The sequence below is a fragment of the Rhodanobacter sp. GW835-FHT13D09 genome (genome assembly GCF_058793995.1).
Genome location: NZ_JBXAGL010000001.1, coordinates 339,620 through 362,225, shown reverse-complemented (window position 1 = coordinate 362,225; position 22,606 = coordinate 339,620). Strand labels below are relative to the sequence as shown.

At 69.3% G+C, this 22,606-nt stretch carries 14 protein-coding genes; 6 read left to right on the top strand and 8 right to left on the bottom strand.

Going from position 1 to position 22,606, the window contains the following annotated elements; genetic code table 11:
• Nucleotides 1–267 precede the first annotated feature (267 nt).
• Entirely contained in the window at nucleotides 268–1,866 is a 1,599-nt protein-coding gene (locus AC1Q5A_RS01715) for a hypothetical protein (protein WP_492697629.1), read from the top strand.
• A 96-nt stretch (nucleotides 1,867–1,962) separates the two neighbouring features.
• Here the strand turns inward: AC1Q5A_RS01715 and AC1Q5A_RS01710 are convergent, their stop codons facing one another.
• From AC1Q5A_RS01710 to AC1Q5A_RS01695, 4 genes are all read right to left on the bottom strand, one after another.
• The gene (locus AC1Q5A_RS01710) at nucleotides 1,963–4,215 is read right to left on the bottom strand and encodes a xanthine dehydrogenase family protein molybdopterin-binding subunit (protein WP_492697627.1); all 2,253 of its coding nucleotides are present in this window, start codon (nucleotides 4,213–4,215) and stop codon (nucleotides 1,963–1,965) included.
• The gene (locus AC1Q5A_RS01705) at nucleotides 4,212–4,748 is read right to left on the bottom strand and encodes a (2Fe-2S)-binding protein (protein WP_492697625.1); all 537 of its coding nucleotides are present in this window, start codon (nucleotides 4,746–4,748) and stop codon (nucleotides 4,212–4,214) included. The genes AC1Q5A_RS01710 and AC1Q5A_RS01705 overlap by 4 nt, the downstream gene beginning before the upstream one ends.
• A 52-nt stretch (nucleotides 4,749–4,800) precedes the next feature.
• Complete coding sequence (locus tag AC1Q5A_RS01700; RefSeq protein ID WP_492697624.1) at nucleotides 4,801–6,126, bottom strand: APC family permease; 1,326 nt, start codon at nucleotides 6,124–6,126, stop codon at nucleotides 4,801–4,803.
• A 74-nt stretch (nucleotides 6,127–6,200) separates the two neighbouring features.
• On the bottom strand, nucleotides 6,201–7,082 hold the full coding sequence (locus AC1Q5A_RS01695; protein ID WP_492697622.1) for a PhzF family phenazine biosynthesis protein: 882 nt from the start codon (nucleotides 7,080–7,082) through the stop codon (nucleotides 6,201–6,203).
• Between the two features lie 175 nt (nucleotides 7,083–7,257).
• Between AC1Q5A_RS01695 and AC1Q5A_RS01690 the strand changes: the two genes are divergently transcribed.
• The 5 genes from AC1Q5A_RS01690 to AC1Q5A_RS01670 all read left to right on the top strand — a co-directional run bounded on the left by AC1Q5A_RS01690 (nucleotide 7,258) and on the right by AC1Q5A_RS01670 (nucleotide 15,650).
• On the top strand, nucleotides 7,258–8,775 hold the full coding sequence (locus tag AC1Q5A_RS01690; RefSeq protein WP_492697620.1) for a fumarate hydratase: 1,518 nt from the start codon (nucleotides 7,258–7,260) through the stop codon (nucleotides 8,773–8,775).
• 626 nt (nucleotides 8,776–9,401) lie between these two features.
• Complete coding sequence (locus AC1Q5A_RS01685; RefSeq protein ID WP_492698095.1) at nucleotides 9,402–11,966, top strand: bifunctional aspartate kinase/diaminopimelate decarboxylase; 2,565 nt, start codon at nucleotides 9,402–9,404, stop codon at nucleotides 11,964–11,966.
• Nucleotides 11,967–12,076: 110 nt separating this feature from the next.
• Entirely contained in the window at nucleotides 12,077–13,453 is a 1,377-nt protein-coding gene (gene murL / locus AC1Q5A_RS01680; RefSeq protein ID WP_492697618.1) for a UDP-N-acetyl-alpha-D-muramoyl-L-alanyl-L-glutamate epimerase, read from the top strand.
• Nucleotides 13,454–13,459: 6 nt separating this feature from the next.
• Nucleotides 13,460–14,833 carry a UDP-N-acetylmuramoyl-L-alanine--D-glutamate ligase gene (gene murD / locus AC1Q5A_RS01675; RefSeq protein ID WP_492697616.1) on the top strand — a complete coding sequence of 458 codons (1,374 nt, stop codon included), beginning with the start codon at nucleotides 13,460–13,462 and terminating at the stop codon, nucleotides 14,831–14,833.
• Nucleotides 14,834–15,074: 241 nt separating this feature from the next.
• On the top strand, nucleotides 15,075–15,650 hold the full coding sequence (locus tag AC1Q5A_RS01670; RefSeq protein ID WP_492697614.1) for a class I SAM-dependent methyltransferase: 576 nt from the start codon (nucleotides 15,075–15,077) through the stop codon (nucleotides 15,648–15,650).
• A 30-nt stretch (nucleotides 15,651–15,680) separates the two neighbouring features.
• Here AC1Q5A_RS01670 and AC1Q5A_RS01665 read toward each other — a convergent pair whose 3' ends face one another.
• The 4 genes from AC1Q5A_RS01665 to AC1Q5A_RS01650 form a co-directional block, all read right to left on the bottom strand.
• Nucleotides 15,681–16,109, bottom strand: a complete 429-nt coding sequence (locus AC1Q5A_RS01665) for a type II toxin-antitoxin system death-on-curing family toxin (RefSeq protein ID WP_492698094.1) — start codon at nucleotides 16,107–16,109, stop codon at nucleotides 15,681–15,683.
• A gap of 10 nt (nucleotides 16,110–16,119) precedes the next feature.
• A complete protein-coding gene (locus AC1Q5A_RS01660) occupies nucleotides 16,120–16,341 on the bottom strand; it encodes an AbrB/MazE/SpoVT family DNA-binding domain-containing protein (protein WP_027493385.1) in 222 nt (73 codons plus the stop codon).
• A 270-nt stretch (nucleotides 16,342–16,611) separates the two neighbouring features.
• Nucleotides 16,612–18,663, bottom strand: a complete 2,052-nt coding sequence (locus AC1Q5A_RS01655; protein WP_492697612.1) for a M13 family metallopeptidase — start codon at nucleotides 18,661–18,663, stop codon at nucleotides 16,612–16,614.
• A gap of 102 nt (nucleotides 18,664–18,765) precedes the next feature.
• The gene (locus AC1Q5A_RS01650) at nucleotides 18,766–22,509 is read right to left on the bottom strand and encodes a translocation/assembly module TamB domain-containing protein (protein WP_492698092.1); all 3,744 of its coding nucleotides are present in this window, start codon (nucleotides 22,507–22,509) and stop codon (nucleotides 18,766–18,768) included.
• Between the last annotated feature and the right edge of the window lie 97 nt (nucleotides 22,510–22,606).

Genomic DNA, 22,606 nt, shown 5'->3' with positions numbered 1-22,606 from the left:
CCATCGCGCGGCCGCCTTGGTTGCAGCGATCGCATCAACAACTTGCGTCTCTTTCGTGCGCATGAAATTACTGCCCGTTGAAACGCCGCCGGGTCCTGCGCAGCGGCGTATGCTGAACCTCTTCGTGGGGGGCGCGGCATGGCATGCCGCGATACGGGGAAGCGTCACCGGCATGTGCTTGTGGCCTGCTTGCGACAGGATCCGGCGCGTCGCTCGTGCATCCGGTTCTCAGAGAAAGCCAACGCTGTTTTCTGGAGGGAGAACCCCATGTCATTGCCCAAGTCTGGCGGCCTCAGCCTCGCGCTGTGCGCCGCGGTCGGTCTTGCCATCGCCGGCAGCGCCCAGGCCGCCACCACCAACGGAGCCAAGGTCACGCCGGCGGTGCAGCACGACACCCTGCATTCGCTGCGCGGCGTGATGCCGCGTCCGGACGACTTCATCAAGAACTCGCATGCGCACCCGGCCCACCCGCTGCCCTTCATCGACGGTCCCGGCAATCAGATCGACGGTGCCGTGCAGGGCGTGCCCACCGGCAGTTTCGCGCCTGCGCTCGGTGCCGGTTTCGATGGCGTGGGGCAGGGCTTCAGCGGCCCACAGGGCACCTTCACCGTCAACAGCGCACCGCCGGACACCAACGGCGCCGTCGGTGCCACCCAGTACGTGCAGATCGTCAACACCGGCTTTGCCGTGTTCGACAAGGCGACCAAGGCGGTAACCTACGGCCCGGTGCCGACGAACACGCTATGGTCCGGCTTCACCGGCCCGTGTGAGACCGACAACGACGGCGACGCGGTGGTGGTCTACGACAAGACCGCCGGGCGCTGGGTGATCTCGCAGTTCGCGGTGACCGCCACGCCCTACTACCAGTGCGTGGCGGTGTCGGCGACCAGCGACGCCACCGGTGCCTACTACCGCTACGCGTTCCTGTACGGCAGCGTTTTCCCGGACTACCCGAAGATGGGCGTGTGGCCGGATGCGTACTACGAGACGTTCAACATGTTCAACGGCAACTCGTTCGCCGGCGCGCAGCTGTGCGCGTACGACCGCAACGCGATGCTGAGCGGCGCCCCGGCCACCCAGCAGTGCTTCCAGCTCTCCACCGCCTACGGTGGCGTGCTGCCGGCCGACCTGGACGGCGCCACCGCGCCGCCGGCGGGCTCGCCGAACTACCTCATGAACTTCACCGCGGGCCAGCTCAACCTGTGGAAGTTCCACGTCGACTGGAGCAACACCGCCAACACCACGCTGACCGGCCCGGTCGCCATTCCGGTGGCCTCGTTCGCCACGGCCTGCGGCGGCGGCACCTGCGTGCCGCAGGCGAACGTCAGACAGAAGCTCGACTCGCTGGGCGACCGCCTGATGTTCCGCCTGGCCTACCGTCACTTCACCGACCACGAGTCGCTGGTGGTCACCCATTCGGTGAAGGTCGGCACCACGCGCAAGAACCCGTACACGGGCGTGCGCTGGTACGAGGTCCGCAACCCGGGCACCACGCCGGTGGTCTATCAGCAGTCCACCTTCTCGCCGGACACCAGCTACCGCTGGATGGGCTCGGTGGCGATGGACAAGGCGGGCGACATGGCGCTCGGCTACAGCGTGTCCAGCAGCGCGCTGCACCCGGCGATCCGCTACACCGGCCGCCTGGCGACCGATACGTTGAACACCATGCAGGCCGAGAACAGCATCATCGAAGGCCTGGGTTCGCAGAGCGGCAGCAACCTGTCGCGCTGGGGCGACTACAGCGCGATGACCCTCGACCCGGTCGACGACTGCACGTTCTGGTACACCAGCGAGTACCTGAACACCACCGGTGCATTCAACTGGAACACGCGGATCGGATCGTTCAAGTTCCCGACCTGCCTGTAAGCCGCGCGCCGCACGCAACGGAGCCGCCATCCGGCGGCTCCGTTTTTCGTTGGGCATCGCGATCGGCGCCGGCCAGGTGGATCCCGCCCGGCCAGCTCACAGCAGCCGCAGCAGCTCCTTCATCAGCGGCAGCCGGCGCACGCGCACGGCGCTGGCGCGGAATACCGCATTGGCCAGCGCGGGGGCGGCGGTGGGCATGGCGAGGAAGCTGGCGCCGGCCGGCGCGCGGTCGTCGGCGACGGTGATCACCTCGACGTCGTTCGGCAGCTGCGCCATGCTGGCCAGCGGGTAATCCTTGTAGCTGCGCTGCTGCACCTGTCCGCCCTTGATGGTGATCGCGGCGTTCAGCGCGATGGACAGCGCATCCAGCGTGGCGCCGGCCACCTGGCCCTGCAATCCCAGCGGGTTGATCACGCGGCCGACGTCGACGGCGCAGACGACGCGCTGGATCACCAGCTTCTCGCCCTGCATCGCCGCCTCGACCGCATGCGCCACGTAGGCGCCGTCGATGTGCCAGCAGGCGATGCCGAGGCCGTTGACGGTGCGCAGCCAGTTCTTCCATTCGATGCGGTCGGCGACCAGCCCGAGCACGTTGGCGAGCCGGCCGGTCTCCAGCGTGGCGCCGCCCTCCAGCGGAAGCTGGCGCGGCGTGCCGAGGAAGCGCAGGCGCATCTTCAGCGGGTCCTCGCGCAGCAGGTGGGCGATCTCGTCGATGAAGCTTTCCGCGGCGAACGCGTTGCTGAGGTGCGGCATGCCGCGCATCGGGCCGCGCGGGGTCGCCGACTCCAGCGCGTACCAGTCGCTGCGGTAGTTCGGCACCAGCGGGGCCGGCAACGGGTCGGCCTGCAGTTCGGAGGTCCACAGGCGGTCGGCCGGCACGCCGCGACCGGCCAGCGCGGAGGCGCTGGCCATGCGCTGGTGCCAGGCCAGCAGCTGGCGCCTGCGGTCGATGATGGCGCTGATCTGATGCACGCTGCCGCCGCGGTAGCAGTCGTGGCCGAAGTCCTGCTCGCGCGTCCACAGCAGGCGCACCGGCCGGTTGGCGGCCTTGGCCAGCATCACTGCTTCGGCGACGTAGTCGTGGTCGAGCCGGCGGCCGTAGCCACCGCCGACGCGCGGCACGCGGATGTCGATCTGCTCGGGAGCGAGGCCGGTCAGCCGCTGCACCACGGTCCAGGCCAGCTGCGGCGCCTGGGTCGGCACAACCAGGCTGGCGCGGTCCTTGTCCAGCCGCACCAGGCAGTTCATCGGTTCGGCGGTGGCGTGTGCCAGCCACGGCTGCACGTAGGTGGCGTCGAGACGCTGCGCGGCCTTGCGGCGGGCGGTGTCGACGTCGCCGGTGTTGCTTACGCGCGTGGTGGGGGCAGCCTTGCCGGCGAGCAGGGCGAGTGCCTGCTGCTCCAGCGCGGCGCTGTTTTCGCCGCCCCCGGCGCCGGGTTTCCATTCGAGCTTGAGCTTGTCGCGGCCCTGCAGCGCGGCCCAGGTGTCCTCGGCCAGCACCGCCACGGCCGGGGCGAGTACCGTGCTGCCCAGCGGCTGGCCGGGTTCGGGCTTGAGCTGGACGACCTTCAGCACACCCTTCACGGCGAGCGTGTCGGTGGTGTCGATATGCGTCAGCGTGCCATCCGGCCACGGGCAGTGCGCCAGCACGGCGACCAGCGCGTCGCCGTAGTGGTGGTCGATGGCGTAGCGGGTCTGGCCGGTGACGATCGCGCGTGCGTCGACGTCGCCGGCGTTCTGGCCGATCAGGCGGTAGGCGGCGGCCTCTTTCAGCGGCGGCGGACTGTTCGGCAGCGCGATCTTGCTGGCTTCCGCGGCCAGGCTGCCGTAAGTGAAGCGGCGGCCGTCCGGCGCGACCACGTAGCCGTTGTTGCAGCGCAGCCGGTTGGCGGGTACGCCGATCCGGCGCGCGGCCGCCTGCAGCAGCAGCCAGCGCGCCGCCGCGCCGGCCTGGCGCAGGTCGCGCCAGGCGGCGGGGATCGAGCCGCCGGTGCCGCCGACCTGGCGACCGTAGACCCAGCGCGACTTGCCGTTGTCGTTGTCCACGCCGAGGCCGAGCGGAATCACGCTGACGTTGCTCCAGTCGGCGTCGAGTTCGTCGGCGATGATCCGCGGCAGCGAGGTGGAGACGCCGGTGCCGGTGTCCGGATCGCGCGCGCCGATCAGCACCTTGCCGTCCACGTCGATGCGTACGTAGGGGCCGAGCCCGTGGATCTCGTCGCCGAGCAGGGCCGGCGGCAGCGGCGCGTCGGCGGCCTCGGCGAGGCGGATGCCCACGACCAGCGCGCCGGTGCCCCCGGCCAGCACCTGCAGGAAGCGACGGCGCGAAAGACGGATGCCGTGGCTCATGGCAGGGCCGCCTTGCCGGCGGCGGCGCGCTTGATCGCGCGGCGCACGCGGGTCTGGCAGCCGCAGCGGCACAGGTTCGGCAGCTGGTCGATGTCGGCGTCGCCGGGATGGGGCTTGCGCCGCAGCAGGTCGACGCCGGCGATCAGCCAGCCGGGCGTGCAGTAGCCGCAGCCGATCGCGTCTTCGTCGATGAACGCCTGTTGCAACGGATGCAGGGTGCCGTCGGCGGCGGCCAGGCCTTCCACCGTGAGCACCGCCTTGCCGGCCAGCGCGGCGATCGGCTGCGTGATCGCGGAAACCGCGTTGCCGTCGAGCAGCACCAGGTCGGCGCCGTCCTCGCCGTGTTCGCTGCCGTACTTGGTGCCGGTGAGCCGCAGCACATCACGCAGGTACCACAGCAGCGGCATCTGCGGATCGCCGGTGTGGCGGTAGTGCTCGCCGTTGACCTGCAGGTCGATGCCGTCGCGGATCTTCTCCGGCACGATGCCGCTTTCCTGGCCGGTCGGCAGAACCTGGGCTTGCACGGGCACCATCCATCATCTCCCTGGGAACGTATCGGCACATTGTGGCATTGCCGCCGGCCGCTTAGGGGCGTGCGCGGCTGAACAGGCGGCGCCAGACCAGGTACACCGGCGCGCCGGCGGCCATGATCAGCAGGCCGATGCCGGTGTTGCGCGGGTGGTCGTGCAGCGACATCACCACCACCAGCGCCACCGCGGCGATGAACAGCAGCGGCAGCCATGGGTAGCCGGGCACGCGGAAGCCGCCGGCGGCGCCATCGTGGCGGCGGTACCAGAACAGCGTGCCCACGCCGACCGCGCAGGCCAGCCAGTCGCCGAAGGTGGCGTAATCCAGCAGCTGGCCGTAGCTGCCAGACAGCGCCAGCACGATCGCCCAGCCGGTCAGCAGCAGCAGCGCGGTATTCGGCGTGCGCCAGCGCGGGTGCAGCCGCGCCACCGCGCGGAAGAACAGGCCGTCCTCGCCCATCACCTGCAGCACGCGGGCGCCGGCGACCAGGGTGATGTTGCAGAAGCCGAGGGTGGAGATCGCCACGCCCAGCGCCATCAGCTTCGCGCCCACCGGGCCGAGCACCTGCTGCATCACGTCCGCCGCCGGCGCATTGCTGGCGGCCAGGCCGGCGTGGCCGAGCACGGCCAGGTAGGCCACGTTGACCAGCGCGTAGGCGCCGATCACCAGCAGCATGCCCAGGGTCAGCGCGCGCGGCAGCGTGCGTTGCGGGTCGCGTACCTCGCCGGCCAGGTTGTTGAGGTAGGTGAAGCCGGAATACGCGAACAGCACCGGCAGCGCCGCGCCGAGGAAGCCGACGCCCTCGCGCGCCGGGTCGGCCGCCAGCACCTGGCCGTGGCCGGCGCCTGTGAGGAGCAGCCCGCACGTCACCAGCGCCGCCACCGCCAGCAGCTTGAGCAGGGCGAACAGGTTCTGGATCTGCGCGCCGAGGCGGATGCCGAACAGGTTGATGCCGCTGACGAAGACCAGTGCCCCCACCGTCAGCGGCCGTGCCCAGGCCGGCGCGAGGCCGAACAGGGCCGAGGCGTAGCGGGCGAAGATCGTCGCCACCGCCGCGGTGGAGCCGGAATAGATCACCAGCAGCATGGTCCAGCCGAACAGGAAGCCGGCCAGAGGCCCGAACGCCTCGCGCAGGTAGACATAGCTGCCGCCGGCGTGCGGCCGGCGCGCGCCGAGTTCGGCGTAGCACAGCGCGCCGACCAGGGTGAGCAGGCCCGCGGCCACCCACATCAGCAGCAGCGCCAGCCCCGATTCGGTGCGCTGCGCCACGATGCCGGGGTTGAGGAAGATGCCGCCGCCGATGACGCCGCCGACCACGATCAGGGCGGCGTCCCAGGGACGCAGGCTGCGCACGTAGGTCTCGGCGGCGGGAGAGGGCGGCATGGCTTCAGTCGGCGGAAAGGACGCGACAGCATGGCGGCCGGCGACGTGCCCGGCAAGGCCGTTGCCGCGGGGGATCAGGGCAGTTGTAGTTCGCCGCGCACGCCGATCGCGCAGGCGCCGCCGATCGTGATGGCGCCACTGGCCGGGTCGCGGGCGACTTCCACCACCCCGTCGCAGCCGACCTCGCGGCCCTGGCTGGCGCGGTAGCGCAGGCCGTAGCCGTCGCGCCCGCCGCGCTCGCCCAGCCAGGCCATGATCGCCGCGTTGGCGCTGCCGGTGACCGGGTCTTCCGGAATGCCGTCGGCGGGGCAGAACGCGCGTACGGCCATCGCCGCATCGCCGGCATGCTCGCGGCCGAACACGCCGATGCCGACGGCCCGCTGCTGCAGGCACAGCGCGGCGACGGCGGCCAGGTCCGGCTGCAGGCCGCGCACGGCGGCGGCCTCGCCCAGGTTGGCCAGGATCCAGTGCGGGCCGTTGTCGACATGGCCGGCCTCTCCGTCTGCCAGCTCGACGCGCAAGGCACGGGCGAGCGCGGCGTGCAGTGCGGCGTCTGCCGCGGCGATCCGCGCCGGCGGCGCCTGCACCTGGATGAGCCGTTGCGGGCCGTTGCCGGTCACCCGCACCGGCAGCAGCCCCGCCGCGCATTCCTGGACCAGTGCGGCCTTGCCGGTGGCGACCAGTCCGGCCTCGATCGCCGCATAGGCGCTGCCGACGCTGGGATGGCCGGCGAACGGCAGTTCCTGCCGCGGCGTGAAGATGCGCACGCGGTAATCCGCCGCGCTGCTGGTTGGCGGCAGCAGGAAGGTGGTCTCGGACAGGTTTGTCCAGTGCGCGATGCGCTGCATGGCCGTGGTGTCGAGACCGTCGGCGTCGATCACCACGGCCAGCGGATTGCCGTCGAACAACCGGCTGGCGAAGACGTCCAGTTGCATGAAACGGCGTGGCGTGGGCATGGCATCGGGGCCGGAAGCGGGGCAGCCACGATGACACCGGGCCGGCCCGGCGGGCAAGCGGCCGCCGGCCGGCCGTGCCGGCGTCAGCGCCGGGGCGGCCGCTTGCGGCACAATAGACGGGTTGTGACCGGCAAACGTCGCCGCCGGCACCGTCGTCCCACCAGCCAGACCAGCCATGACCACCATCAAGCAAGCAGACCTGATCCAGTCCGTCGCCGATGCGCTGCAGTACATCAGCTACTACCACCCGGTCGACTACATCAAGAGCCTCGCCGCCGCGTACGAGCGTGAGGAGTCGCCCGCCGCGAAGGATGCGATGGCGCAGATCCTGATCAACTCGCGGATGGCCGCCGAGGGCCACCGGCCGCTGTGCCAGGACACCGGCATCGTCACCGTGTTCCTCAAGGTCGGCATGAACGTGCGCTGGGACGACGCCACCATGTCGCTGGAAGACATGGCCAACGAAGGCGTGCGTCGTGCCTACATGGATCCGGACAACAAGCTGCGCGCCAGCGTGCTGGCCGACCCGGCCGGCAAGCGCGTCAACACCCGGGACAACACGCCGTCGGTGGTCAACATGTCGATCGTGCCGGGCGACACCGTCGAGGTGACCGTGGCGGCCAAGGGCGGCGGCTCGGAGGCGAAGTCGAAGTTCGCCATGCTCAACCCGTCCGACTCGATCGTCGACTGGGTGCTGAAGACCGTGCCGACGATGGGCGCCGGCTGGTGCCCGCCGGGCATGCTCGGCATCGGCATCGGCGGCACCGCCGAGAAGGCGATGCTGATGGCGAAGGAGGCGCTGATGGAGTCGATCGACATCCAGGAGCTGATCGCGCGCGGCCCGGCCAACCGCGCCGAGGAACTGCGCATCGAGCTGTACGAGAAGGTCAACGCGCTGGGCATCGGCGCGCAGGGCCTGGGCGGCCTCACCACCGTGCTCGACGTGAAAGTGAAGGATTTTCCGACCCACGCGGCGAACCTGCCGGTGGCGATGATCCCGAACTGCGCCGCCACGCGCCACGCGCACTTCGTGCTGGACGGCAGCGGCCCGGTGATGCTCGATCCGCCGTCGCTGGAAGACTGGCCGAAGCTCACCTACGACGCGTCCAAGGGCCGCCGGGTGAATCTCGACACGGTAACGCGTGAGGAAGTCGCCAGCTGGAAGCCGGGCGAGACCCTGTTGCTCAACGGCAAGCTGCTCACCGGCCGCGATGCCGCGCACAAGCGCATGGTCGAGATGTTGAACAAGGGCGAGCCGCTGCCGGTGGATTTCAACGGCCGCTTCATCTACTACGTGGGCCCGGTCGACCCAGTGCGCGACGAAGTGGTCGGCCCGGCCGGCCCCACCACTGCCACCCGCATGGACAAGTTCACCGAACAGGTGCTGGCGCAGACCGGCCTGCTCGGCATGGTCGGCAAGGCCGAACGCGGCCACGCCGCGATCGAGGCGATCAAGAAGCATCGCTCGGTGTACCTGATGGCGGTGGGCGGCGCGGCGTATCTCGTCTCCAAGGCGATCAAGGCGTCGCGCGTGGTCGGCTTTGCCGACCTCGGCATGGAGGCAATCTACGAGTTCACCGTCGAGGACATGCCGGTGACCGTGGCGGTCGATTCGGGCGGCAGCTCGGTGCACCAGACCGGCCCGCGCGAATGGCAGTCCCGCATCGGCAAGATCCCCCTCTTTGTCCAATAAAGAGGTGCGCGCAGCGCACGCGTTCGCCTCCTCCCCTTTTAGGGGAGGATTGAGGAGGGGTAGCGCAGAGTCACCGCACAGCTCCGAACGCGCCACGCAAAAAAACCACACGCAAGGCAACTTTGCCCGTGACGATCAAAAGCCAAGAGCACCCCACCCCAGCCCTCCCCTGCAAGCAGGGGAGGGAGCAGGCACGAGACCCGGGTGGCCATCGCCTCCTCCCCTTCCAGGGGAGGATTGAGGAGGGGTAGCGCAGGGTCACCGCAAAGCCCCTAAAGCGCACGCCTTCGCCTCCTCCCCTCCAGCGACCGAAGGAAGTCCCCTTGCGGGAGGGAGGATTGAGGAGGGGTAGCGCAGGGTCACCGCAAAGTCACCGCAAAACCCCTAAAGCGCACCCGTTTGCCGCCGCCCCAGCGACCGAAGGAAGTCCCTTTTGGGCAGACAGGGCAGAGGCAGCAAGCCATTCAGACGTCCATACGTCCAAACGCTCCATCCGCCGCTACCCATTGCATTTGCGATGACGCAGCGCAACACTGGTCCGATTCCAACTTCCCAACCACCGAAAGCGAACCCCCGTGACCCCGCCCAACCCCGCGCCGCTCTCCACCGACGCCCCCTGGATCGTGATGAAGTTCGGCGGCACCAGTGTCGCCACGCTTCCCCGCTGGCAGAACATCCGTGAACTGGTCGCCAGCCGCCGTGCCGAAGGCGCGCGCGTGCTGGTGGTGGTTTCCGCGCTGACCGGCATCACCGATGCGCTGAAACAGCTGTGCGGCGAGGGCGAGCAGGACAAACGCAAGGCGGCGGCCGGCGCGATCGCGCAACGTCACTACGACCTGCTCGAGCACATGCAGCTGGCGCTGCCGGACACGCTCGGCGCGCGCCTGGCCGACCTGGCCGGGCTGGCCGCCAACGGCCCGGCGCCGCGCGGCGAACTGGCCTGGCAGGCACAGGTGCAGGCGCACGGCGAACTGATGTCCAGCGCGCTCGGCGCCGCCTTCCTCAGCCACAGCGGGCTGCCCACGCAATGGCTGGACGCGCGCGAATGCCTGGCGGCGGTCGCGCTGCCGAACCAGAACGAGCGCACCCGCCTGCTGTCGGCGATGGTCGAGGCGAAGCCCGATCCGGCGCTGAACGCACGCCTGGCCGCGCTGGGCGAGGTGTTCATCACCCAGGGCTTCATCGCGCGCGAGCAGCATGGCCGCACCGTGCTGCTCGGCCGCGGCGGCTCGGACACCTCGGCCGCGTACTTCGGCGCGCTGCTGAAGGCGCAGCGGGTGGAGATCTGGACCGACGTGGCCGGCATGTTCACCGCCAACCCGCGCCAGGTGCCGGGCGCGCGCCTGCTGCAGCGGCTGGATTACGAGGAGGCGCAGGAAATCGCCTCCACCGGCGCCAAGGTGCTGCATCCGCGCTGCCTGTCGCCGTTGCGCGACCCGCGTGTGCCGCTCTTGATCAAGGACACCAACCGGCCCGAACTCGACGGCACGGTGATCGGCCCCGAGGTGCGGGCGCACGCGCCCAGCGTGAAGGCGATCAGCGCGCGCAAGGGCATTACCCTGGTCTCGATGGAATCGGTGGGCATGTGGCAGCAGGTCGGCTTCCTCGCCGACGTGTTCGCCCAGTTCAAGCAGCACGGCCTGTCGGTGGACCTGATCGGTTCGGCCGAGACCAACGTCACCGTGTCGCTCGACCCCACCGAGAACCTGCTCGATTCCGACGCGATCGCCGCGCTCGCCAGCGACCTGGCCAAGGTGTGCCGGGTCAAAGTGATCGCACCGTGCGCGGCGATCACCCTGGTCGGCCGCGGCATGCGCTCGCTGCTGCACACGCTGTCCGGCGTGCTGGCCGAGTTCGGCCAGCTGCGCGTGCACCTGATCACGCAGTCGTCGAACAACCTCAACCTCACCTTCGTGGTGGACGAGGAGGTGGTCGACAAGCTGCTGCCGCACCTGCACGACCTGCTGATCGCCGCCGGCGCGCTGCGCACCGACGAGAGCGCGCTGTTCGGGCCGAGCTGGCAGGCGCTGTACGGCGGCGGCGAGGCGCCGGACGCGGCGCCGGCATGGTGGCGCGGGCCGCAGCAGCAGCGCCTGCTGGAGCTGGCCGCCGAGGCCACGCCGCGCTACGTCTACCACCTGCCCACGGTGCGCCAGCAGGCGCGCGAGCTGAAGTCGCTGGCAGCGGTGGACCGGCTGCATTACGCGGTGAAGGCGAACACGCATCCGGCGATCCTCGCCGCGCTGGCCGCCGAGGGTTTCGCGTTCGAGTGCGTCTCGCCGGGCGAGCTGGAGGCGGTCGCCGCGATCGTGCCGGAATCGGTGCCGCTGCTGTTCACGCCAAACTTCGCGCCGCGCCGGGATTACGTGTCCGCGCTCGCCACCCGCGCCACCGTCACGCTCGATGCGATGTATCCGCTGGAGCGCTGGGGCGAGCTGTTTCGCGGCCGCGAGATCGTGCTGCGGGTGGACCTGGGACGCGGCCTGGGTCATCACGAAAAGGTGCGCACCGGCGGCAGCGGCAGCAAGTTCGGCCTGCCGCTGGACCAGCTGCCCACCTTCCTGCAACTGGCCGACGCGCATGGCGTGACCGTGCGCGGGCTGCACGCGCACCTGGGCTCGGGCGTGCTCGATGCCGCCCACTGGGGCGAGGTGTACGCGCAGCTGGCCAGCCTGGCAGAACGCATCGACAGCGTGGCCTTCCTCAACATCGGTGGCGGCCTCGGCGTGCCCTCGCACCCGGGCGAGGTGCGGCTCGACCTGGCCGAACTCGATCGCGTGCTGCGCGAGGTCAAGGCGGCCTATCCGCACTACCAGCTGTGGATGGAGCCGGGCCGCTACCTGGTGGCCGACGCCGGCGTGCTGCTGGCACGCGCGACCCAGCAGAAGGGCAAGGGCGCGTTCCGCTACCTCGGCCTCGACACCGGCATGAACAGCCTGATCCGCCCGGCGCTGTACGACGCCTGGCACGAGATCGTCAACCTGTCGCGGCTCGACGAACCGGCCACCGCGCTGTACCAGGTGGTCGGCCCGATCTGCGAGAGCGGCGACGTGCTCGGCACCGACCGGCGGCTGCCCGAGGCGCAGGAGGACGACGTGATCCTGATCGCCCAGGCCGGCGCCTACGGCAAGGTGATGTCCTCGCACTACAACCTGCGCGACGAGGCCGACGAGGTGGTGATCGACGCCTGATCCGGAGTACGCCTGCCCAGACCTTTGGCCGCCGAAAGCCATCGAACCGGCAGCGCCCGAAGCTAGAATCAGCCCGTTCGCCCCCGCCGATGCGGGCGATGGAGAAAGATGTGAGCAACACGATCCAACCGCGCCTCACCAGGGTCTTCCGCTTCGTGCGTTGCAGCTACGCCGATGGCGTGGCCGAGCTGGCGTATGCGTTCGACGACGGCGAGGAGCTGGTCGAGCGGATCCGCTTTCCGCACGCGCCGGCGGTGCCGGCCGCGCGCGCGACGGCGTTCGATGCCGCCCTGAAGCTGCTGCACCTGGTCGCCGGCGTCAGCTATTACAAGGCCGGGGTGCCGCCGCGGATCGAGCTGGCCGATGGGCCGCTCGACGACGCCACCGCCGAGTTGCTGGACCAGCTGTACCTGCATGGCCTAGCCGAGTTCGCCTACCGCAACGGGCTGGACCTGCGCGGGCGGATTGCGTTCCCGCGTCTTGGCGCGGGAACGGAAACGGATGGTTCGCGTGGCAGCCTGGCGCCTGCGGCCGGCACGCTGGATCCGCCGAAGCGCACCCTGGTGCCGATCGGCGGCGGCAAGGACTCGCTGGTGGCGGTGGAGGCGATCAAATCCATCGGCGGCGAGGCGACCGCGGTGTGGGTGGGCAATTCCGCGCTGATCGCGGCCTGTGCCGAACGCACCGGCCTGCCCACCTTGAACATCCAGCGCGAACTGGCGCCCGGCCTGTTCGAGCTGAACCGGCTCGGCGCGTGGAACGGCCATATCCCGGTCACCGCAGTGAACTCGGCGATCCTCGCCGTGGCGGCGGTCCTGTACGGCTACGATTCGATCGCGTTCGCCAACGAGCGTTCCGCCTCGGCCGCCACGCTCGAGTACGAGGGCCAGCAGGTGAACCACCAGTGGAGCAAGAGCCTCGCCTTCGAGACCTTGCTGGGCGACTGGCTGCACACCCACGTGGCCGCCGATCTCGACTACTGCTCGCTGCTGCGGCCGTATTCGGAATTGGCGATCACCCGCGCGTTCGCGAAGCTGACGCCGTACTTCGACGTGTTCTCCAGCTGCAACCGCAACTTCAAGCTGCTCGGCCCGAAACCGGCCGACCGCTGGTGCGGGCAATGCCCGAAGTGCCACTTCGTGTTCCTCGCGCTGGCGCCGTTCCTGCCCAAGCCGCGGCTGCTGGCGATCTTTGGCCGCAACCTGCTCGACGATGAAACGCAGGCCGCCGGTTTCGACGCGCTGCTGGAGTACCAGGACCACAAGCCGTTCGAATGCGTGGGCGAGGGCGCCGAGGCGCGCGCCGCGATGTACGCGCTGAGCCGGCGGCCGGAATGGCAGGAAGACGCACTGGTCGAACGCTTCCGCAGCGAGATCCTGCCGCAGCTCGACGTCGCGCAGCTGGCGCTGGAGCCGTGGCTCGAACCGTCCCTCGAACACCGCGTGCCGGCCCGCCTGCAGCCTGCGCTGGCGGCGATCGGCGGGTGAAGTTCCATGCGTATCGCTGAGCTGGCCGATCGCCGCGTGGCGATCTGGGGGTTCGGACGCGAAGGCCACGCGGTGATCAAGGCCGTACGCGAGCGCCTGCCGGTACAATCGTTGACCCTGTTCTGCAGCGCCGCCGAGGTCGAGGCGGCGCGTATGTTCGAGCCCTCGCTGGATATCGTCGCCGGTGAACCCGATGCGGCGGCGCTCGGCCAATTCGACGTGGTGGTGAAATCGCCCGGCATCTCGGCGTACAAGCCCGCCTTGCTGGCCGCGCAGGCGCAAGGCACGCAGTTCACTTCCGGCACCGCGCTGTGGTTCGCGGAGAATCCGCAGGCGCGCGTGATCGCCGTCACCGGCACCAAGGGCAAGAGCACCACCAGCGCGCTGCTGGCGCACCTGGCGCGCGCACTTGGCGTGCGTACCGCGCTGGCCGGCAACATCGGCCTGCCGCTGCTGGAGCTGCTCGACCAGCGCGCCGAACTGTGGGTAATCGAGCTGTCCAGCTTCCAGACCGGCGAAGCCGGGCCGCTGGAACTGGGCGTGGTCACCAGCCTGTACGAGGAGCACCTGGACTGGCACGGCTCGCGCGAGCGCTACGTGGCCGACAAGCTGAAGCTCGCCGACGCATCGCGCACGCTACTGGTCAACGGCCGGCAACCGGGCCTGCTGGAACGCACCGCCGCGCATCCGCATCGCCTGCTGTTCGGCACGCCGGAAGGCTGGCATGTCAGCGACGGTTTCATCCGCCGCGGTGCGCGGGCGGTTTTCCCGATCGAGCAACTGGCGGCGCCGGGCCTGCACAATGCACTCAACGCCTGTGCCGCGCTGGCCGCGCTGGAGGCGGTCGGCATGGACGCACTCGCCGCTGCACCGGCACTGGCCAGCTTCCGGCCGCTGCCGCACCGCCTGCAACCGCTGGGCGAACGCGACGGCTGGCACTGGGTCAACGACTCGATCAGCACCACCCCGCTGGCCACGCTGGCGGCGCTGGAAAGCCTGCGCGGCCGCACGGTGACCGTGCTGGTCGGCGGCCACGACCGCGGACTGGACTGGACACCGTTCGTCGAGGCGATGCGCACCGCACCGGCGCACGCGATCATCTGCATGGGCGCCAACGGCGCACGCATCGGGGCGGCGCTGCGCAGCGCGGAAATACATTGCCCGGTCGTGCGTGCCGCCGACCTCGCCGGCGCCGTGGCCGAAGCAAAGACGCATGCCCCGCGCGGCGGCGTCATCCTGCTGTCGCCGGGAGCGCCCAGCTTCGACCAGTTCAAGGACTACGCCGAGCGCGGCCGCCGGTTCAGCGCACTGGCTGGGTTTGATTCTTCCAGTATTGCCAGTATTGACGGGCTGGGTATCGAGGGAACTCCGCGCGACTGAATCGCCTGCGGGAACTGGCCGTCGGCGACATCGCCGATGTCCGCAACTGCAGGAACGCACTCTGTGCACGATGCTCCTGCTGCATTCAAAGCGAAGAGCGGTCGATCGCCTGCGGCACCTGCAGGCTCCCGGGCGACGACTGCAGGGTCATGACCGCGGTAGCCTTGAATGGTTGGCCTGATCGGCGGTGTTGTCTCCTTGCTCCGCTTGAACCGTCGGCCCGGGAGTAAATGGAAGCCACATGAAGATCCGTGAAAGCGGCATGCCAGACGAGGCCCAATGGGCCAGCTTCTTCGACTGCGAGGCGGTCGTCGGGAGGCTCCTGGGCGCCACGGCAGTGCAGGGCGATGTCGTCGAGTTTGGCTGCGGCTATGGCTCCTTCACGGTGCCTGCCGCGCGGCGCACGAGCGGGCTGGTTACCGCGCTGGACATCGAGCCAGGGATGATCGCCGTCGTGCGCGAGAAGGCCGCGAGCCTCGAGCTGCACAACATCCGGGCCGAGTTGCGGGATTTCATGGCGGACGGTGCGGGCGTGGATGCCGGTTCGCAGGCGCATGCGATGATTTTCAACCTGCTGCACCTGGCGCAGCCTGGGGAGCTGCTACGGGAGGCACACTGGAACTTGCAGGATGGCGGGGTGCTTTCGGTGATGCACTGGCGCAGTGACATTCCGACCCCGCGTGGGCCGCCGCTGGCGATGCGCCCGACACCCGGGCAATGCCGCCAATGGATGGCCGATGCCGGATTCCGCGACATCGAATCGGTCGACCTGCAGGATGGTTGCCCCTTTCATTTCGGCTTGATCGGCCGGCGCTGACCCGGGGAGTGGAACTGCACTTCGATCGTTTCAGCGCGCGTAACGCACATGCGGTTCGTTTATGCGCTTCTTGTCGTCGAGCTTGATGTGCCTGCGCAGCCAGGTGGCAAACTCGGCCTCGGACAGGCTGCCTTCGGCGAGGGCCAGATAGCACGGATACAGTTCGAGATCATCGGCGTCGAGCGTGCCGCCGTTGAGCAGGACGAAGGTTTCGCAGACCACGGCCGCCGTGCGCTTGTTGCCATCGACGAAGGGATGATTGCGCGCCAGTCCGAAGGCGAGGCTGGCGGCGAGATCGGCGAGATCCGGTGGTGGATCGCCATAAGCGTGGCGTTGCTGCGGTCGGGCGAGCGCGGAGTCCAGCAGGCTCTCGTCGCGCACGCCGGCGCTGCCGCCATGTTCGGCCAACTGGCGTTCGTGGATGGCGATGGCAAGCGGTCGTTCGATCCAGATGATCATGTTCATCTGTCTACTGCGCCAGTTTGTGCAGCAAGGTGCGTCGCTTGCGCATGACCTCCTCGGCCACCTCCATCTGCCTGGCCAGAGTGGGGTCGTAGGTGGTGAGGCGGATGCCGTCGGGGGTTTCCAGGGCGAACAGCTCGTCGCCCTTCTCCAGCCGCAGGCGGGCCAGCAGTTCGCGCGGCAGGATGACGCCGGCGGAGTTGCCGATGGTGGTGATCTTCAGCTTCATGGCGGTCTCGGGATTGTTATAACGCATGTTATACATTAGCGACGATCTTGGCACAACGCATTGATGTTGCGGGTTATGCTCAGCCTGCCCCTGGAGTCGGCCGGCGAAACGGGAAGGGGGAAAAACATGTAGCCGAGCGCTTGCGCAACGGACGGCCGGGAAGAAATAGGTCCGGTTTTCGGGGAGGCCGCCTGTTGCCGCAACCGTCCACGCTCCACGTAAAAGGGCCGCACTTGCATGCGGCCCTTTGTTTTCAGTGGTGGAAAACGCCTACCAGATCTTCACTCGATTCTTCGGCGCCAGGTACAGCTTCTCGCCCGGCTTCACGTCGAATGCGGGATACCACGGATCGAGATTGCGCACGGTCTGCGTACGGAAGTCGCCGGGGGCGTGCACGTCGGTGGCGAGGCGCTGGCGCAGGGCGGCATCGCGGATCTTGCCGCGCCAGGCCTGGCCGAAGGCGAGAAAGAAACGCTGGTCGCCGTTGGGACCGTCGATCACCGGGGCCGGCTTGCCGCCGAGCGATTTTTGATACGCGAAGTAGGCGATGGTGAGGCCGGAGACGTCGGCGATGTTCTCGCCCAGGGTCTGCTCGCCGTTGACGTGCAGGCCGGGCAGCGCCTCGTACTGGTCGAACTGTTCCGCCAGTTGCTGGCCGGCGGCCTTGAAGTGGGCCAGGTCTTCCGGCGTCCACCAGTTCGCCAGGCGGCCTTCGGCGTCGAACTCCGCGCCCATGTTGTCGAAGCTGTGGCTGATCTCGTGGCCGATCACCGAGCCGATCGCACCGTAGTTGGCGGCGGCATCGGCATGCGGATTGAAGAACGGCGGCTGCAGGATCGCGGCGGGGAAGTTCAGCGCGTTCTGCAGCGGCAGGTTCACCGCGTTGACGGTCTGCGGGGTCATCCACCATTCGCCCTTGTCGACATTCTGGCCGAGCTTGGCGCGCTGGTGTTCGTATTCGAACTTGCCGGCGCGCAGGTGGTTGCCGAGTGCGTCGTCAGCACGGATCTGCAATGAGCCGTAGTCGCGCCAGGTATCCGGGTAGCCCACGCCGACGCGCAGGGTGGCGAGCTTGGCCTTGGCTTTTTCGCGCGTGGCCGGGGTCATCCAGCTCAGCGTGTCGATGCGGTCGTTGAATGCGGCGATCAGGTTCTTCACCAACCGCTCGATTTCCGCCTTCGACGACGCCGGGAAGTAGTGCTTGACATAGAGCTGGCCTACCGCGTCACCGAGGTCGCCGCTGGTGGCGCCGACCGCGCGCTTCCAGCGCGGCTGCTGCTGGGGCGTGCCCTGCAGGATGCGGCCGTAGAAGTCGAAGCTGAGGTCGGCATAGGCCTTCGGCAACAGGCCGGCGCTCTGGTTGAGGGTGTGGAAGAGCAGCAGGTCCTTCCACGCCTGCAGCGGCTCGCTGGCGACCAGTGCCGACAGGCCGGTCACCGCATTCGGCTGCCAGGTGTCGATCTGCTGCTGGCCGTCCAGGCCGGCTGCCTTGAAGTAGCTGGCCCAGTCGAGGCCTGGCGCCTTCCGCGCGAAGTCGGCCATGCGCCAGAGGTTGTTGGCCTTGTGGATATCCTGGCTGTCGAGCAGGTCCGTCTGCGCCTTCGCGATCTTCGTCTCCAGATCGAGGACGGTTTTTGCCTTGGCTGCCGCATCGGCGATGCCGACCTGTTCCAGCAGGGCGCCAATGTAGGTCAGGTACTTGCCGCGCGTCGCCAGCATGTGCGGATCGCTGGACAGGTAGTAGTCGCGGCTGGGCATGCCCAGGCCGCCCTGCAGCAGGTAGGCGATGTTGCGCGATGGATCTTCCAGCCCCTGCGTCACGAACAGGCCGAACAGGTTCTGGGTGTGGAAATGGGTGGCGTTGACCGGGTCGACGTCGGCGCGCAGGCGGCTGCCCAGCACGCGGGCCAGATCCTCGCGCGAGGCGATCGCGTCGATCTGCGCCAGCTCCGGCTTGAGCGGCGCCAGGCCATGCCGCTCGATGGTGGCGGTGTCCATCCAGGCGGCGTAATAGTCGGCGATCTTGCGCGCGTTGCTGCCGGCGGCGTGATGGCCGGCGCCGGCATCGCGGATCAGCTCGGCGGTGTTCTTCTCGGCCTGCTCGAACACCTTGAGGAAGGTGCCGGTGCTGGATCGGTCGGCGGGGATCTGTGCCGTCTTCAGCCACTGGCCGTTGGCGTAGCGGAAGAAGTCGTCGCCCGGCTTCACGCCGTGGTCGATCCCGGCCAGGTCGATGCCGGAAGGCCGGTTGGCCGGCGTCGCCGCCCATGCCGCCGGACTGCACAGGATTGCGGTCGCCAGTATCCATCGCATGCGCTGCATGTCGTTCCTCCGCCCGTGGAAAGCGCCCACGATAATCCGCCACGGCAACCTTGCGTGCATGACCTATGGACTATGCCAGCAGGCCGTCGCCGACCGTGCCGGCTATTTTTCGATGCGGTAGTTGAGGCTGGCGCGGCCGAATTCGGTGGCCTGTTGCGCCTCGAAGTTCCAGCGCCGGCTGAGCCGATAGCGCAGGGTGATCACCTCGCCCGGCTCGAACAGCCCCACGCCATAGCTGAGGTACAGCCGCGGCGACAGGTACTTGCCCACGGTGAACGCCGAGTTGCCGCCCAGCGCCGCGTTGCTGGAGACGCCGATGTCGTCGATGCCCAGTTTCGCGCCGACACTCCTGGCCAGCAGGTTGCCGGCGGCCGAGCCGAGCGCCTGCGCGGCGGCGCTGACCATGTCGCCCTCGCCGCTTTTCACCTGCGACAGCGGCTTGCCGGTGACCAGATAGGACAGCGCGTCGGACTGCTCCATCACCGGGTTGGAGAACACGGTGAGGATCGGTCGCCGTGCGGTGCCGGAAACCAGCAGGCCCACTTCCTGGCCTTCGTCGATGGTGGCGTTCGGGTTGAGCTTGCGCACGGCGCGGATGTTCAGCCCCGGGTTGTCGATCGGCGTGCTGGCGAACAGCAGCTGGCCGCGCTGGATCTGCAGGTTCTGGCCGTACGCCTTGTAGGTGCCGTCGACGGTCAGCTGGCCCTGGCCGGTGGTGGCGCGGCCGGGGCGTTCGAGCACGGTGAGCACGCCGCCGACGCGGCCGTCCAGGCCCATGCCGACGACATGGGTCCTGCGGCCGAGATCGACCTTGACCAGGGCGCTTATCGGCAGTTTGCTGGCGGCTTCCTGCTGTTGTTTTTCGTCGACCACCACCAGGTCCGGCGAAGCCTTGGCGGTGCCGGCACCGGACAGTTTTTCCGCGTTGATGTCGGCGCCGTCGATGCCGAGTGCGCCGCCGATGTCGATGCCCCTGGCGTCCTGCTGCACCGTCAGGTCGGGCGAAACCACCACTCGGGCGGCGGGGATGTCGGCGGCGGTGAACTGGCTGCCCTTGAGCGTGAGGCGGGTTTGCGCGCTGGCGCCGAGGCCGGCGTTGCCGTCGATGGCGAGCGTGCCGGCGCCCGATTTCACCTGGCCGCGGATCAGGAACTGCCGCGCATCGGCGGTGCTCACCGTGAGCTGGCCTTCGCCCAGCTTGAGTCCGGCCGAAGGCACTTCGGCCGCGAAACCGCGCACCGCGGCCTGACCGGCGAGTGCCGGCTGTCTGAGCGTGCCGGCGAAACGGAAGTTGCCGTCGATGCCACCCTTGACGTTGGCCACCTCGCCGCTGAGCAGTTCGATGAAGGCGAGGTTGTTCAGGTGCAGGGCGAGCTGGCCGCCCAGCGCCTGCTGCGCGCCGGCGAGGGTGAGCTGGCCGTCGATGCGGCCGCCATCGTCGATACCGCCATGCACCTCGATGCGCTGGCTGGCCGGCGCGAGGTCGGCGCTCAGCTGCAACCGGTCGTAACGCAGCAAGGGCTCGTCGGCACGATCGGTGTAGCTGATCGTGCCACGCGCGGAGCCGATCGACGCATGGCCGGCGAGCGTACCGACGGCACTGCGGCGGATCCTGCCGCTGCCTTCGATGACGCCATCGGCGCGCAGCGGCAGGTCGGCGTTGCCGCTGGCATTCAGCAGCAGCGCCAGCGGCAACGCCTGCAGCCGATAGCTGGCGTCGAGGTTGCCGGGCGGGTCCCGTTTCGCGGCGATGCACAGCTGCGGGTCGCCGGCCGTCAGGCACAGCTCGGACAGGCTCAGCGCGCCGTTGGTGTAACTGAGGTGCGCGGGCTGCCGCAGGCGCCAGCCAGGCATGCCCTGCGGTTCCAGGTCGAGCGTGGAGAGCGTGCCGTTCCACGCCGGTCCTTTCAGCGCACCGTGCAGGGCGAGCGCGCCGGAGAGCTGGCTGCCGCGGGCTTCGACATCGAGTCGATGGTCGCCCTGGCTGCCTTCGGCGAGCAGGTCGAGCTGCTGGAACAGCAGGCCCTGCAGGGACACGCCGCGGGTGCGCAGATCCAGTTTGCCGGCCGGATGGCTGATGTCGGGGACGCCGACGATCAGTTGCAGCGCGTCCGCCTTCTGCTGCCGCCAGGCCAGTGCCCTCCCGTGCAGCTGGCCGTTGACGCTGAGCCTGGGCAGTCTGCCGCGGATGTTCAAATGGCCGTCCAGGCGGCCACCCGCATCCGGCAGCCAGTCGCCCAGCGAGGCGATCGCCAGTTGCAGGTCGGCATCGTTGCTGGCACCGGGGCGGGCCATCAGTTTCACCGTGCTGCCGCCGGAGGCGAGATCGAGCTGGCCGTCGATCACCTCGTTGGGCGACAGGTGCAGCTTGCCGCGGCCGCCGATCGCGCGCTCGCGCAGCTTGCCGGACAACCGGCGGATTTCCAGCGTGGCATCGGGCCCGTTCTTTGGCAGGTTGCCGCTGCTGGCGATGGCGAAATCCAGCGCGCCGTTCCAGCCGGCGAACAGCTGGCCGGGGTCGAACTTGTCGGCGGTGGCCTCGGCCTGCCACGCCAGGGTCGGCTGCAGGGTCAGCGTGCCATGGGTCTGCAGGCCGCCCTGCGGCTGCTTCAGCGCCAGCGTGTGCAGGGTGACCCGCTGCGGCGTGCCGTCGAGGTTCAGCGCCAGCTGCGCCGGCTTGCCGGGCGGGCCGATCGCGACGTCGCCTTCGGCGTGGTACCGGTCGGCGCTGCCGCTGGCCTTGAGCGCGCCGTGGCTGGCCAGCGCCTGGCCGGCCAGGGCCGCCGGCAACTGCAGGTCGTTCCAGCGGATGTCGAGTTGCGCGCTGAGCGGACTGGCGGCGAGCTGCACGGTGCCGCTGGCTTCCACGCTGCCCTTGACCTGCGGCGAGCCGAGCTTGAGCTGCTGCAGGCTCAGCGTATGGAGGTCGTGGCTGAACTGCGCGCGCAGCGGCTGCAGCAGCAGCTGGTAGTCGCCGAGATCGAGCCGGCCGTCGAGCGTGCCGCCGTAGCGGTCGCCGTGACCTTGCACGGCGATGGCCAGGGCCTTCAGCGAGCTGGTGCCGAGCAGCGGCTTGGGATCGAAGCGTGGTGCATCGAGTTGGCCGGTCCAGGCGTAGTCGCCGGATTGCACCAGGTCCACCCGCAGTCGTGCGACGGTCGGCGCGGTGAGCTGGAGGTCGAGCCGGGCCTGCTTGCCGTCGCTGTGCGCATCGAGGTCGCCGGCATAAATGATGTCGCCGATTTTCCAGGCGAAGGCGGCCTTGCCGTTGCCCTGGTAACGCGCCCCGATCGCCAGCCTGCCGTCGAGGCTGGCGTGGCCGTCGGGCGCCTGCAGCATGAGTTGGCGCAGTTCGATGCCGCGATCGGTCCAGCTTCCGGCGAAATCGAGCCGGCTGGAGGCGAACAGCGGCTGGCTGCCCCGCGTCACTTTCACCGTGCCCACCTGCGCGCGGTCGAGGATCAGCTCGACGGGCGGTTGCAGCGAGAAGCCGCTGGTACTGGAGGAGGCGGCCGCCTTCGGCAGGGCCACGTCGACACCATCGACGTTGAGTGCGAGCACGTGCACGCGTTTGGCCAGCAGCGGCCAGAGGCGAAGGTCCAGGCGCGCCTTGGCCACGGTCGCCACGGTGCCCTTGCCGTCGTCGTAGCGGATGCCGGCCAGCTCCAGCGGACCGACCAGGCGGCCCTGCGCCTGCTGCACCTGCAGCGCGCCGCCGGTGGCAGTTTGCGCCCGCGCCAGCGCGAAGCGCAGGCCGGCGCCGGTGCCGAGCAGCCACCACAGTGCCGTCGCCAGAACCAGCAGCAATGTGGCGAACGCTATCGCGATGCGCTTGAACCACTTCATGTCGTCAGCCTGCTCCATCGATGGTTTCTGCCAGGGAGAAGCCGGGAAGGAGTGATTCAGTATTGACGAAGAGCGACCCCTCCCCAACCCTCCCCTG

Bases quoted from the DNA above. Each gene is read 5' to 3' on its own strand.
- AC1Q5A_RS01660 (WP_027493385.1), bottom strand. From the start codon at position 16,341: ATGAAGCTGAAGATCACCACCATCGGCAACTCCGCCGGCGTCATCCTG.
- AC1Q5A_RS01710 (WP_492697627.1), bottom strand. From the start codon at position 4,215: ATGAGCCACGGCATCCGTCTTTCGCGCCGTCGCTTCCTGCAGGTGCTG.
- AC1Q5A_RS01690 (WP_492697620.1), top strand. From the start codon at position 7,258: ATGACCACCATCAAGCAAGCAGACCTGATCCAGTCCGTCGCCGATGCG.
- AC1Q5A_RS01705 (WP_492697625.1), bottom strand. From the start codon at position 4,748: ATGGTGCCCGTGCAAGCCCAGGTTCTGCCGACCGGCCAGGAAAGCGGC.
- AC1Q5A_RS01695 (WP_492697622.1), bottom strand. From the start codon at position 7,082: ATGCCCACGCCACGCCGTTTCATGCAACTGGACGTCTTCGCCAGCCGG.
- AC1Q5A_RS01700 (WP_492697624.1), bottom strand. From the start codon at position 6,126: ATGCCGCCCTCTCCCGCCGCCGAGACCTACGTGCGCAGCCTGCGTCCC.
- AC1Q5A_RS01670 (WP_492697614.1), top strand. From the start codon at position 15,075: ATGAAGATCCGTGAAAGCGGCATGCCAGACGAGGCCCAATGGGCCAGC.
- AC1Q5A_RS01685 (WP_492698095.1), top strand. From the start codon at position 9,402: ATGAAGTTCGGCGGCACCAGTGTCGCCACGCTTCCCCGCTGGCAGAAC.
- AC1Q5A_RS01715 (WP_492697629.1), top strand. From the start codon at position 268: ATGTCATTGCCCAAGTCTGGCGGCCTCAGCCTCGCGCTGTGCGCCGCG.
- AC1Q5A_RS01665 (WP_492698094.1), bottom strand. From the start codon at position 16,109: ATGATCATCTGGATCGAACGACCGCTTGCCATCGCCATCCACGAACGC.
- AC1Q5A_RS01650 (WP_492698092.1), bottom strand. From the start codon at position 22,509: ATGAAGTGGTTCAAGCGCATCGCGATAGCGTTCGCCACATTGCTGCTG.
- murD (WP_492697616.1), top strand. From the start codon at position 13,460: ATGCGTATCGCTGAGCTGGCCGATCGCCGCGTGGCGATCTGGGGGTTC.
- AC1Q5A_RS01655 (WP_492697612.1), bottom strand. From the start codon at position 18,663: ATGCAGCGCATGCGATGGATACTGGCGACCGCAATCCTGTGCAGTCCG.